Source organism: Paenibacillus sp. CF095 (assembly GCF_900101225.1).
Lineage (GTDB): Bacteria > Bacillota > Bacilli > Paenibacillales > Paenibacillaceae > Paenibacillus.
Genome location: NZ_FMZN01000001.1, coordinates 1,268,547 through 1,281,762 on the forward strand (window position 1 = coordinate 1,268,547; position 13,216 = coordinate 1,281,762).

Genomic DNA, 13,216 nt, shown 5'->3' on the forward strand with positions numbered 1-13,216 from the left:
TCTTCGACGTTAGAATCCAACGTGGGTATTGAATTTGGAGAATGTCATGCAATAATTAGAGAAGTAGAGATTTACTTTTACAGAGGCAGGTGCATTCATGTCCAACATGTTAAGCAAACAACAATTGGCAGACATCCTTTTACAGCTTTTAGAGCGTACGTCTCTCCGTAGGGAACAGATGCAGAACTATGTTAACCGCTTGTTTGAGACCTTTAGATGCGATGGTGTGCCCTATGTAGAGAATGGAGAAGATGCGTATATCGTTCGAATCTACGAACGTGGTTTCGTCACGTTAGAGAAACGGGTGAAACAGCCGGATGAAGTCATCTATTGGATGCTGGAGGATATTATTTTCACCGCGACGCATGTAGGGTTGTTGGAAAGATATGGCGTGGATAATAAACAGACGCATTTGAACTACACAAATGAAGTGATGAATGAACTAAACAGGGGTGTTCAGGAAGCCTTCCAGCAGATCGGTGATCCGTATTTACATTGGTATCTGAAGGGTAAACGTCAGGAGTTAGAGGGTATGAAATAAATAAAAATGAGGTGTGTTACGTGAGCGAGCAAGATATTAATGATGTATGGTATGACTATGCTGTGTTATTTGTCGAAAAAAAGAATAAATCTGAACAGGGCTGGGCTTCGTTGACTTCGAACGAGCAGGATATTGCTGCTTTATGGCTATTAGAGGCGGATGTCTTTAATGGCGGTTTTATTCAGTTTTTCTGTAACTGGGGGGAAGAGGTATACCGTTACGCGTTGCGGGCATTACATACCATTGGTGCGACTCAAGTCGTGGAGATTATAACGTCAGCGTACGGCTGCATGGAGTATTTGAAAGAGGATGAAAGGCTTACTGAACTGTGGGATATTCCTAAATTACTGACAAAGGAACAAGAGGACCAGTTAGATGCGCTGGATCAGCAATTTTGGAACAATGAGGATCAGATTGCGGAGAAAGCCTATGGTTATTATCACGGAAAATTGAACATGATGATTATATAATCTGGTTTCAATTATGCATCCGTTGTTCTGTTCAAAGATTGCATACTTGGTCTTGCAATGACTGGAACGTTCGGCTATACTTGCTATAAATTGAATACATGAATCACGTTGATAGAGCGCAGTAGCGGCTTTGTCCCTGTTACAGAAAGTCAGGGGTTGATGGAACCTGATACATACAAGGGCTGCGAATTACACTCTGGAGTACTTGGGTAATGCCAAGCGGATGGGCAAACGATATATTGCCAAAAGTGGTATGGATAACGTGTTAAGGTCACGTGTTGTCCATGCAATTTGGGTGGTACCACGGTTATGATAATCGTCCCTGTGTCTAATGAAGACAAGGAGGCGATTTTTTTGTGTCCAAAAAAGCCGTTCCAGCGTGTTATTTCGTAATTTAACGTAGATCATGACTGAATCTTGAGGATAGAAAAGGGGTTATACGAATGAATATTATTGATGAACTACAGTGGCGTGACGCCATTAACCAGCAGACGGATGCAGAGGGATTACGTGAGTTGACTGAAACGAAGTCCGTTTCTTTGTACTGCGGTGTTGACCCAACGGGAGATAGCATGCATATCGGACATCTCATTCCCTTCATGATGCTGAAACGTTTTCAACTGGCAGGACATCGTCCAGTTATTCTGATTGGTGGAGCTACAGGCACGATTGGTGATCCAAGTGGTCGTCAGGCAGAGCGTTCTTTGCAAACGATGGAGCAAGTGCAGGAGAATGTGGATGCACTGACAGCGCAGATGAAGAAGTTGTTTGTAACAGACGGTGATAATCAGGTTCGCATGGTGAACAACTACGATTGGACGCACAAGATCAATGTCATTGAATTCTTGCGTGACTACGGCAAAAACTTTAACCTCAACACCATGCTGGCTAAGGATGTAGTTGCGAGCAGACTGGAAGGCGGAATTTCGTTTACCGAGTTTTCCTACCAGATCCTTCAATCACTCGACTACCTGCACCTGTTCCAGAACGAAGATGTACAGCTTCAAATCGGCGGTTCTGATCAATGGGGGAATATCACGAGTGGTCTTGATCTGATTCGTAAAAAAGAAGGATCTGAAGCGAAGGCGTACGGTCTGACTATTCCGCTCATGCTCAAATCCGACGGTACGAAATTTGGTAAAACAGCTGGCGGAGCAATCTGGCTTGATCCGAACAAAACGACACCATTTGAATTCTACCAGTTCTGGGCGAATACAGATGACCGTGATGTGATCAAATACTTGAAATACTTTACCTTCCTCAGCAAAGAAGAAATTGAAGCTTTGGCTGAAAAGGTAGAGACAGAGCCGCACAGACGTGAAGCACAGAAAGCACTCGCGGAAGAAATGACAAAATTCGTTCACGGCGAAGAAATGCTCGAACAGGCTAAGCGTATTACAGCGGCGCTGTTCAGTGGTGATATCCGTTCCCTGACGGCTGATGAAATCGAGCAGGGATTCAAGGAAATGCCAACATTCGAGACGGACGGCGAAGCGAAAAATATCGTGGACTGGCTCGTAAATCTCGGCCTGGAGCCATCCAAACGCCAGGCGCGTGAGGATGTCACCAAAGGTGCGATCTCCATGAATGGTGAGAAAATCACGGAGCTTGAATTCACAGTGTCGGCAGAACACGCCATTGGCGGTAAATTCATCATTATCCGTAAAGGTAAGAAGAACTACAGCCTGGTTAAACTTCAATCGTAGTTTCCAAGAATTAGAACGTAACACAGAAACGTATAGAGTCTACAATAGACACACAAATAAGCCACAAATACAAAAACAAAAAGACCGCCTTCCATCTCTGTCAGGCGACAGAGGGGAGGCGGTCTTTCGTATATCAGGCCAGTGAGTGACCTATCTTATTGATTAACGATCGCTGTGATCTCTTCATCCAGATCAAGTCGTACGTTCTCACGGTACGCCCGGATGTTGTATTCACTGTGCAGGTAGCGAAGAATCGCTTCAATCATATTGGACTCGACCAGATATTGACTGCGGCCTTGAATCCAAACTTCAGCAGAATAACCTGTATCTTCTTCCCAGCTCAGTTCTACGTTCACATCGGTTGGACGTACACCCTTACGTTCTGCCATATGAATACAGATTGCATTCACAATTTCATCCATGCTCAGAACCATAGAGATTAGTACCGTCCGTTTCTGTTACGGTCATCATCACGATCATTGCGACGGTCATAACGACCATCCGCTGCAGGTTTACGACGATTGGAGATGGCTCTGAAGAGTGCCATAGCCAGCATAACAATCAACATAATTGCTGCAACGTTCACGAGCAATCCGAGGATGTTACCCAGAGCGCCCATGCCACCGAACAATCCGCCAAACATCATACCAGCAAGACCACCAAGCATCATGCCTTTCATGAATCCGCCGCCACCGCCGAAGAATCCACCACCACGGGTTGCAGCTGCACCAGTACCGGAGTTATTACCGGAATTGGATTGATTCACGTTGTTGTTGGAGTCGGATTTCTTAGGAGTGTTGGTATAACTTTTTGTACCGGATTTGAATCCGCCACCACGTCTAGCATCCGCTGAATCCGGATTCGTTACTCCCACTGTTGCGAACAATAATGTAAAGGCCATAAATACCATCATTAGATGTTTAACTCCAAATTTTTTCTTCATTGTAAAGATCGTAACCCCCCGATTAATTTGTTTGAATCGCCCAAAAATGGGCCTTACTCATGTAATACGGTCAACTTGCAGGAACGTTTCAAATTTTATTAAATTTCTGAAACGCTTGGACTTGGGTCTTGAATTGCAGCTTGGCCATCAAGCAATTGGGTAACCCAATGACACCATTCCAGGCCTGTTTGTGCGTGCATTAACCCTTTTTGTACCAGGATGTAGCTTCCAAAATCTCGGTTGCCTACACGAAGATTATCCTGAGGTATACGTGACTTCAGATCCTCGAAATAACGTATGCGTTCCATGAACCAGCTTTTACGCTCATTCAGAATGCGTCTCATGCTTCCGTCTTCCGCTATGCCAACACACAAAATACGCAAATTAAATTCATCGCGTGTAACCGGTGCGGTAACAGGAGTAATCATCCATTCCAAGAGCTTTTCAATGCCTTTTTCCGTAACTGCGTACATTTTCTTGTCCGGTTTGTCAGACTGTTGTACCCAGCGGGAGGCCAATAACTCATCGTTTTCCATCTTGGACAGGAGTGGGTAGATCTGGCTGTGTTTCGCCTGCCAATGCGGCTGGATCTTCAGCATCAGATCATAGCCCGATGACTCCTCGCGGGTAAGCAGCCCGAGCAATCCGTAGGAAAGTATGTTCATGCACATGTCTCCTTAATATTAGGGCTAGGTCAGAGAGGACAATCGTTTTTACTTTCTTTGACCGCTTTCATAAAAAGTGTACACTGAAACTGTATGGTTTGACAACCTGACAGAACAACTGCCTTAATTTAGACAAAAAAAAGTGCGAACCATAAGGTCCGCACTCCAAACCATTTAGAGAGATGCCTGTTGTCCATACCCCTCAGCGACAAGATCAAGCTCACCTGTGGCAGAATCGATAACCATGCCGTGGACGGGTACATTGGGAGGAAGTAAAGGATGCTTCTTGATCACTTCCACAGTATGTTTTACCCCTTCTTCGACGCTGTCAAACCCACGCAACCATTTTTGCAAACGGATGCCCGAATTCTCCAGAGTAGTCATGACTTCTTCCGATACACCACGCTCTACCATATGTCCAATCATGGTCTCAGCGTGAAGGGAAGCCATACCACATTCCGTATGACCCACTACCAGGACTTCATCTGCACCCAGTTCATAGATGGCGACAAGCACACTACGCATTACACTCCCGAAAGGCTGAGATATAATTGCGCCTGCGTTTTTGATGATTTTCACATCACCGTTTTTCAGGTTCATGGCCTTGGGCAGCATTTCCACCAGACGTGTATCCATACAAGTGATGATAACCATCTTTTTGGTTGGAAACTTGCCAGCCGTATACTTTTCGTATTCTTTGGTCTCGACAAATGATTTGTTGTAAGCCAAAATCTCTTGAATGTTGTTCATGTCCATTGCCTCCTGTTATCCAATACGACGAGCACGGCCACTTGCATATGATGCAGCTTGTCCTACACGCCTTTGCTTTAATAGTATTTCACGGTCAGCAGATGGCATTACTCCAACCCTTTAGAGGTTGTTCAAAAAGTCCACTTTTGATTACAAATCATGCCTGAGGGCATCATCGGCATCGAAGTTGAACGCCATTTCCATCTTCTCGGTAATGAAAACCAGACTTTTTGAACACGTATCTTTAGGAGAACAATGCAATTTTCATCTGTTAAAAGTTGATTATACGCAATGCAAAAAGTATCATCAATAGGGTATAACATTTTTTTTGAAGAGGTGAACGATAACAATGGATAAACAAACACAGGAACATTTGGAATCCTTCCGTAATCTGGCTCGTAAAATTAAGAGCTATCATGAAGCCATTGGTTTGCTTCACTGGGATCTGCGCACAGGTGCGCCGAAAAAAGGCGTTCCGACTCGTTCGGAGACGCTGGGTATGTTGTCCACCGAAGCATTCAAGCTGCAAACCTCAGCTGACATGAAGACTTACCTGGATGCGTTAACGACTCCAGCGGTATTGGAACAGCTCCAAGATATAGATCGTCGTCTGGTTGAAGATTGCAAGAAAGAATATGATCGCAGTCAATCCGTACCACCGGAAAAAGTACAAGCTTATACCGTGCTCACAGCCAAGTCGGAAACGGCATGGGAAGATGCCAAGCATAACAGTGATTTTGCAGGATTCTCCCCATATCTGACAGATATCGTTAAGCTCAAACAGGAGTTTATTGATTACTGGGGTGTAAAGGATACGCGTTATGATACGCTGCTTGATATGTATGAACCGGATCTGACCGTTGAGAAAGTGGATGCTGTATTTGCCCGCCTCAAAGCACGTTTGGTGCCTCTGCAAGAGAAGATTAATGCTTCAGAAAACAAGCCAAATACAGAGTTTCTGAATCAGTTGTTTGACACCAAACAGCAGGAGAAGTTCAGTCTGTTCATTTTGGAACAAATGGGCTATGACTTTGAAGCTGGACGATTGGACGAGAGTGTGCATCCATTTGCAACGGGTCTTAACCCGGGTGATGTGCGAATTACAACACATTATCTGCAAGATGATGTAGCAAGCGCAGTCTTCAGTTCACTGCATGAGGGCGGACATGCCCTGTACGAGCAAAATATTGATGACAGTCTGGCGGGTACCCTTCTTGCCGAAGGAACGTCCATGGGGATTCATGAGTCACAGTCTCGTCTTTGGGAAAACATGATTGGTCGGAGCCTGCCATTCTGGACACGTTATTACAAAGATTTGCAGCAGCATTTCCCTCAATTGAGCGAGGTTGAGCTGGAAGATTTCTATCGTGCAATCAATCGGGTGGAGAGTTCACTCATTCGGATTGAAGCGGATGAACTGACCTATAACCTGCATATTATTATCCGGTATGAGATCGAGAAAATGTTATTCAACGATGGTCTGGAAGTGAAAGACCTGCCGGAGACCTGGAATGCAAAATACAAGGAATACCTCGGTATTATGCCAACGAATGATGGAGACGGCGTTCTTCAGGATGTTCACTGGTCTGGTGGTGACTTTGGTTACTTTGCTTCGTATTCTCTGGGTAATATGTATGCAGCTCAAATTCTACATACATTGCGCAAGGAAATGCCGGAGTTTGATACCCTTATTGCTGAAGGTAATCTGATTCCAATTAAGGAATGGCTTACAGACAAGATCTATCGGTATGGTAAAAGTCGCACACCTTCGGAATTGATTGTTGCCGTAACGGGTGAAGAATTGAACCCGGATTATCTGGCCGATTATCTGGAAGCCAAATATGCCGAGATTTACAAGCTGTAGATATCCTATAAATAACATATTGAATAACATTTCGAAGAGCTGAAGAGTCGGGCATCATTGCCCGGCTCTTTTTTGCATTTAAGTTCTTAACCTTTTGTTGGGCATCGGCATATCCATAATAGAGAGAAACTGCTGAAACCAGTGAAGGAGGGAAACAACATGAAATACACGCCATGGTTCGTCCGGGGCATCGTTATTCTGCTGATTATCATTGTGGCGCTCACCAGCTGTAACAAGGAAGAGAATGAAGCCAAGATTACGATTGGCGAAGTGACTCGTTCGGTATTTTACGCACCGGAGTATGTGGCTGTGGCTCAAGGTTTTTTTGAAGAGCAGGGACTTGAGGTGGATATTCAGACGACTGCTGGCGGTGACAAAACGATGGCGGCATTACTCGCAGGTTCAGTGGATATCGCACTGGTAGGAGCGGAGACGTCCATATATGTCTATCAGCAGGGAGCGGAAGATCCGGTCATTAACTTTGCCCAGCTCACCCAGACGGATGGTACATTTCTGTTCGCTCGTAACACAGAAGGTAGCTTCGATTGGGAGCAACTGAGGGATTCCACATTTCTCGGTCAGCGCAAAGGCGGCATGCCGCAAATGGCAGGGGAGTTCGCACTGAACAAACATGGCATTGATCCGCAAAGTGATCTGGAGCTGATACAGAATGTGGACTTTGCCAACATTGCGTCTGCTTTTGCCTCAGGCACGGGAGATTATGTTCAACTGTTTGAACCCCAGGCATCCATCTTTGAACAAGAAGGTCGGGGCAAGGTTATTGGATCGTTTGGAACAGAAAGTGGTCGTCTGCCTTACACGGTCTTCATGACGAAACAGAGTTATCTTAACGACAATAAGGATATCGTCCAGAAGTTTACGAATGGTCTGCACAAAGCGCAGACATGGGTGGATTCCCATACGTCCGAAGAGATTGCTGAAGTCATTTCTCCTTTTTTCAAAGACATCGATCCGGCCATTTTGGTAAGCAGTGTGAACCGTTATAAGGAACAGGGCAGCTATGCAACGGACCCGATCATTGATGAGGAAGAGTGGAACAATCTGCTTGATGTCATGAGTGCCGCCGGCGAGTTGAAAGAACGCGTGGATTTGAGTGCAATTGTGGATAATGCCTATGCGGAAGAAGCTACGAAATCAAAGTGATGGGTATTCAGGAAAGGAAGTGAGCAGAATGCCTGAATCCGAAAGTGTGATCCGACTGGAGGGGATCTCTCAAGTATACGTCAGCGAGCGGGAAGCTTCATTGGTGATTGAAGACTTGAGTCTGGAGATCCAAAAAGGAGAGTTCGTCAGTCTGGTTGGACCGAGTGGATGCGGTAAAACGACATTGTTGTCGATCATCGCCGGGCTGCTCACACCCACCCGAGGAGAGGTTAAGGTTAAAGGAAAACTCGTTGGCGGCCCCTCAGCACAGATTGGTTATATGCTTCAACAAGACTATCTGTTTCCATGGCGGACCATTCTGGATAATGCATTGATTGGTCTTGAACTGACAGGCAGACTGGATGAACGGAGCCGTGAGCGTGTGCGTGAACTGCTGGTAAGTATGGGTTTGGCCGGAACGGAGAATCAGTACCCATCAGAGCTTTCAGGAGGCATGAGACAGCGAGTGGCTCTGGTGCGCACGTTAGCAACCGATCCGGGAATTTTATTGTTGGATGAACCATTCTCAGCACTTGATTATCAAACCAAGCTGCAACTGGAGGATCTGGTCTCGGATACGTTAAAACAGTTTGGCAAAACATCCGTTCTCGTCACCCATGATTTGTCTGAAGCCATTGCGGTCAGTGACCGCGTCATTGTGCTTGATCGCAATCCCGGCCGCATCCGCCGTGAGTTTATTATCCCTGATGGTATTCGGAAGGCTCAGCCGTTTCATGCCAGGGAGCAAGAAGGATTCAATGCGTTGTTTCAGGCGTTGTGGAGTGAACTGGATCAGTCCGGGGGAGGTGAGGAAGACGCGTGAATCCAATGAATCCGAAGCAGGAAAAGCGTGACGAATGGATGGGGCAGCTGCATCGGAATCATATTCAGCAGGTGGCCAGATGGCGACATCAAGTACTTGCCGTACAGTTATCTATGTTGGTATGTATGTTTTTGCTATGGGAAGTGGCAGGCAGACTCCGTTGGATTGATGTACTGTTATTCAGTTATCCGAGTAAGATTTTTGCCCAGATTGGCAAGGACATCGCTAGCGGCGAATTATGGGCACATGTTGGGGTAACCGTAGGGGAGACGGCAGTTGGTTTTTTACTGGGAACACTCGTTGGAACCTTGCTTGCGGTTTTAATTTGGTGGTCTCCTTTTTTGTCCAAAGTGTTGGACCCCTATATGGTTGTGTTCAACAGTATGCCAAAGGTAGCGCTTGGCCCGATCTTTATCGTTATGTTTGGCGCTGGTTTTACGGCAATTGTTATGACTACGTTGTCCATCACGGTCATTATTACAACACTGGTGGTGTATAACAGCTTCAATGAAGTGGATCCCAATTATATTAAAGTGATTCGTACGTTTGGTGGAGAACGTTCCGAGATTTTTACCAAAGTTGTATTACCTGCTTCGTTTCCGGCGATTGTATCCACCTTAAAAGTGAACGTTGGCATGGCTTGGGTGGGTGTAATTGTGGGTGAGTTCCTGGTCGCCAAACAAGGGCTCGGTTATCTCATTATCTACGGATTCCAGGTATTCAACTTCACACTTGTATTATCAAGTCTGTTAATTATTGCTGCAGTTGCAACAGCCATGTACCAACTTGTTGTCTATGCAGAACGCAAAATGCTGGCTGGCCGCAGGTGATTCGGACGTGTTTTACTCGTAATGTGACCGGGTATGATATGTATACAATTTCACAAGGGGTGTCACGTTGCCCGATACCGTAAAATCAAGTACCATATTTAGTATGAATATTCCGCGCAGATCCGGAATGAATGCGATGATTGGAGAAGAGGGCCTTGAGGTTCTGTCGCAACGATCTAACTTGCCAGCGTCCCTCATTCGGGGCGTGTTGCTGTGACCGGCATGCATGCGCATGTCGGTTGATGTCGTCTAGTTTACATTTGGATGAGACATACTAGTCATGATAAATGAATGAGGCGACGAGCTGGCTAAGAATTTTTTTGCAGCTTAGAGGAGATGGAATGTTAAATGGGTTTTAGGGTAATTAAAACCGCAATCGCCGCATTAATGGCCGTGCTGATTGCGGACTGGTGCGGCTTGCCAGGACCGACATCAGCGGGATTGCTTGCCATTCTCGGGGTGGATGTAACGAGAAAACGAAGTATTCGTACCATATCGGCTCGATTTTTTGCTTCCGTAGTTGGACTTTTATTTGCAAGTGTACTTTTTCACTTTCTAGGCTTCCATTACTGGGTACTGGCCGTATACATATTGATCGCATTCCCGGTTATTGTCCGGGTTGGCTTCAAGGAAGGTATTGTAACAGGTTCGGTCGTGGTATTTCGGGTGTTCGGCGGCGGGGAAATGGACGTGCATGTCGTCCTCGTACAAATTGCTTTGCTTCTGATTGGTCTTGGTTCCGCAATGGCGGTTAATCTGGCCTATATGCCGGCAGCGGATCCTCAGATGCTGCGCATTCGCAAACGAATCGATGAGCTCTTTTCGAAGATTTTCAAGGAATTCGCGGCCACGCTGCGTAATCCCAATGAAGCATGGGCGGGGAGAGAACTGATTGAAGCGGATAAAGCTATCCTTGGCGGTATCGATGCAGCCAAGCGTTCTCTGGAGAATCAGGTGATTCATCCGAACGAAGAATGGAGTGTCTACTTCTATATGCGCAAAACGCAGCTGGACTCCATCCAGCATATGATGCATCTGGTGTCCCAGATCTATCAGAAGATGCCACATGCGGAAATGGTATCGGAGCTGTTCGATCAGCTTAGTCAGGATGTACTTACTGAATCTTACACCGGACGAACTGAAAAACTTCTTGCGGATGTGCAAGAAGAATTCAAACGTATGGAACTGCCGGATACAAGGGAAGAATTCGAGATTCGTTCTGCAATTCTCCAGTTGTGCCGCGAACTCGCGCTGTATCTGAAAGTCGCGAAGAAGGACAAAGCACCGTCCCCAATCTCGGACCGGTCCCAATCTACAAACGAATAATAGAAAATAGTTGTCACCCTAGACGAATGCCCTGCATACACTTGTAGTGAATGATTGTATGGAGGAGGTTTAAAGATGTCATTGAGTCATAAACATCAATGTAGAGAGATTATCACGAAGGCGATCTGCGGCAAAGGTCGTAAGTTCTCTACCGTAACACATACCGTGACTCCGCCAAATGGTCCGACAAGTATTTTGGGGGCTTGGATTATCAACCACCAATATGAAGCCGTATCAGCGGGTGACGGAATTGAAGTTATTGGTACTTACGATATCAACATTTGGTATTCCTATGACAAGAATTCGCAGACGGATGTAGCCAAAGAAACGGTCTCGTATGTAGAACATGTGCCTTTGTCCTATCTGGACCCGAAACACCGGACTTCCACAGTGGAGGTATCTGCGGATGCAACGCAGGAACCTAGCTGTGTGGAAGCCACAGTATCCGCAGGTGGAAGCAGTGTAATTATCCGGGTAGAACGGGAATTCGCTGTGGAACTCGTTGCCGAAACCAAAGTTTGTGTGAAGGTCTGCACAGATGGTTGCGGTGATTACGAAGACAAGGACTATGACTTTGGCAGTGGCGATGGAGATTATGACGATCTCGATCCCGATCTGCTCGACGATGAGCTGTGAGTTTGATTCATCATGTATTTGTTAACCTAAGGTATCATATGCGCCAGAAGGCGCGATGAAGAGGGCGTAAGCCCTCTTTCTTCTTAAATATTGAAAAATGGGTGTTAACGAGCCTCGCAATATGCCTGGAATACCTTTCATGGGAAGGCTCCGCATTGCGGGGTTATTTTTATTTAGTTGCATGATCCGGGAGGGGGGACGTCATGAATGTCTTAGAACAAGCGGAGGAGGCATTACTCCGATATGAAAGGATGACTTCTGGAGAACGTACAAAACGGTTAAAACAGGCAGGCATTGAAGTATTGTCACTGCACGATCGGCGCAAACGCGAACCAGGCTTGCGTGTACGCTATGATGTAGAGATAAGTTGTCTGCAGGCGATCCGGATCAAGCGCAAGGATACTAGTGGCATGGGAGGGGCACAGGAAACTCTGTTGGAGCGTGAAGCGAGTTCAACCTTGTTCAAGCGCATAGAACGACTTGCGATCAAAACGCTGTATACGCTAGGACTGGATCATGGAGCTGTTCGAATGGAATCTTCAGGGAATGGCGGATGTGCAGTGATTTCGATTGATCCGGGTCCCTGGAAAGGGGTGACCAACCTTGCTGCTACCTATAGGGAAAGCTGGAAGCAGCATCAGGAACTGCTGGATGAGGAAGTGAGTCACAGACCCACTCCGATACTCGGCATGGACCCGGAGTTTCTTCTGGTGCAGATGCCGGAATCCAAAATCGTACCCGCCTCCAAATTTCTTGAACGTACAGGAATGGCAGGCTGTGATTCCGTGACGATTGGTGGACGGCGCATATATCCGGTTGCCGAACTGAGACCTGCTCCCAGCTCCGAACCACGAGAACTGCTGGCTCATCTGATGAGGGCATTCGCAGCAGCTTCCCGCAGCATCAGTGATCACTCGCTCATCTGGCAGGCAGGAGGGATGCCACAGCGGGGGTTACCTCTGGGTGGTCATATTCATTTTAGCGGCGTGAATCTTACCGGGGAACTGCTTCGTGCACTGGACAATTATTTGGCATTGCCACTGGCATTTCTGCAAGACCCCCGTGGATCGGGAAGACGGCCCCGTTATGGAGCGCTTGGTGATTTTCGTCTGAAATCCTACGGTGGGTTTGAGTATCGTACGTTACCCAGCTTTCTTGTGTCACCCCTTGTTGCGAAAGGTGTTGTGGCCTTGGCAGGTCTGATCGCGAGCGGGTATACTCAATTACGGCAGCGTCCGTTGGCAAAAGCTGAGGTTCATACCGCTTTTTATGAAGGAAAGCGCGAAGTGATTAAGGAACACATTCCAGCTCTCGTAGATGATCTGAAGAGGTTGGATGGATATGCACGTTATGAACGGTATGCGTCTCCGTTACTCCTTCAATTAAAACTGGGAAGAACTTGGGATGAAAGCCGCGATATTCGCAAACTCTGGAATATTCGGGCAGGTTCATGAAGTACGGACGTTTTTTTGATATAATAAGAAACAAGTCTTTTTTT

14 protein-coding genes and 1 other annotated feature are annotated in these 13,216 nt (G+C 46.4%); of the genes, 10 read left to right on the forward strand and 4 right to left on the reverse strand.

The features are described 5' to 3' along the window. Positions 1-97 precede the first annotated feature (97 nt). The 3 genes from BLS69_RS05615 to tyrS all read left to right on the forward strand — a co-directional run bounded on the left by BLS69_RS05615 (position 98) and on the right by tyrS (position 2,717). On the forward strand, positions 98-541 hold the full coding sequence (locus BLS69_RS05615; RefSeq protein ID WP_091029261.1) for an Imm63 family immunity protein: 444 nt from the start codon (positions 98-100) through the stop codon (positions 539-541). Positions 542-561: 20 nt separating this feature from the next. Next, positions 562-1,011: a DMP19 family protein gene (locus tag BLS69_RS05620; protein WP_091029265.1), complete on the forward strand. Its 450-nt coding sequence runs from the start codon at positions 562-564 to the stop codon at positions 1,009-1,011. Positions 1,012-1,110: 99 nt separating this feature from the next. Beyond that, positions 1,111-1,338 (forward strand) — a binding site (T-box leader). Positions 1,339-1,454: 116 nt separating this feature from the next. Next, positions 1,455-2,717 (forward strand): tyrosine--tRNA ligase, encoded by a 1,263-nt coding sequence (tyrS, locus tag BLS69_RS05625; protein ID WP_091029267.1) that lies wholly within the window; start codon positions 1,455-1,457, stop codon positions 2,715-2,717. A 155-nt stretch (positions 2,718-2,872) separates the two neighbouring features. Here the strand turns inward: tyrS and BLS69_RS05630 are convergent, their stop codons facing one another. From BLS69_RS05630 to BLS69_RS05645, 4 genes are all read right to left on the reverse strand, one after another. Next, positions 2,873-3,151 (reverse strand): YxcD family protein, encoded by a 279-nt coding sequence (locus tag BLS69_RS05630; RefSeq protein WP_017687903.1) that lies wholly within the window; start codon positions 3,149-3,151, stop codon positions 2,873-2,875. A gap of 5 nt (positions 3,152-3,156) precedes the next feature. Continuing rightward, complete coding sequence (locus BLS69_RS05635; RefSeq protein ID WP_091029269.1) at positions 3,157-3,660, reverse strand: hypothetical protein; 504 nt, start codon at positions 3,658-3,660, stop codon at positions 3,157-3,159. Positions 3,661-3,758: 98 nt separating this feature from the next. Further along, entirely contained in the window at positions 3,759-4,325 is a 567-nt protein-coding gene (locus tag BLS69_RS05640) for a PadR family transcriptional regulator (protein WP_036613540.1), read from the reverse strand. A 174-nt stretch (positions 4,326-4,499) separates the two neighbouring features. Next, complete coding sequence (locus BLS69_RS05645; RefSeq protein WP_062835011.1) at positions 4,500-5,075, reverse strand: beta-class carbonic anhydrase; 576 nt, start codon at positions 5,073-5,075, stop codon at positions 4,500-4,502. A 349-nt stretch (positions 5,076-5,424) separates the two neighbouring features. Between BLS69_RS05645 and BLS69_RS05650 the strand changes: the two genes are divergently transcribed. From BLS69_RS05650 to BLS69_RS05680, 7 genes are all read left to right on the forward strand, one after another. Further along, positions 5,425-6,939 (forward strand): carboxypeptidase M32, encoded by a 1,515-nt coding sequence (locus BLS69_RS05650; protein ID WP_091029271.1) that lies wholly within the window; start codon positions 5,425-5,427, stop codon positions 6,937-6,939. A 159-nt stretch (positions 6,940-7,098) separates the two neighbouring features. Continuing rightward, positions 7,099-8,103, forward strand: a complete 1,005-nt coding sequence (locus tag BLS69_RS05655) for an ABC transporter substrate-binding protein (protein WP_091029274.1) — start codon at positions 7,099-7,101, stop codon at positions 8,101-8,103. Positions 8,104-8,131: 28 nt separating this feature from the next. Beyond that, positions 8,132-8,926: an ABC transporter ATP-binding protein gene (locus BLS69_RS05660; protein WP_091029275.1), complete on the forward strand. Its 795-nt coding sequence runs from the start codon at positions 8,132-8,134 to the stop codon at positions 8,924-8,926. Positions 8,927-8,964: 38 nt separating this feature from the next. Continuing rightward, positions 8,965-9,756 (forward strand): ABC transporter permease, encoded by a 792-nt coding sequence (locus BLS69_RS05665; RefSeq protein WP_253442648.1) that lies wholly within the window; start codon positions 8,965-8,967, stop codon positions 9,754-9,756. Between the two features lie 348 nt (positions 9,757-10,104). Next, positions 10,105-11,082 (forward strand): aromatic acid exporter family protein, encoded by a 978-nt coding sequence (locus BLS69_RS05670; protein WP_091029278.1) that lies wholly within the window; start codon positions 10,105-10,107, stop codon positions 11,080-11,082. Between the two features lie 75 nt (positions 11,083-11,157). Then, complete coding sequence (locus BLS69_RS05675) at positions 11,158-11,718, forward strand: outer spore coat protein CotE (RefSeq protein ID WP_062835006.1); 561 nt, start codon at positions 11,158-11,160, stop codon at positions 11,716-11,718. 203 nt (positions 11,719-11,921) lie between these two features. Continuing rightward, positions 11,922-13,172: a putative amidoligase domain-containing protein gene (locus tag BLS69_RS05680; protein WP_091029279.1), complete on the forward strand. Its 1,251-nt coding sequence runs from the start codon at positions 11,922-11,924 to the stop codon at positions 13,170-13,172. Positions 13,173-13,216: the final 44 nt, after the last annotated feature.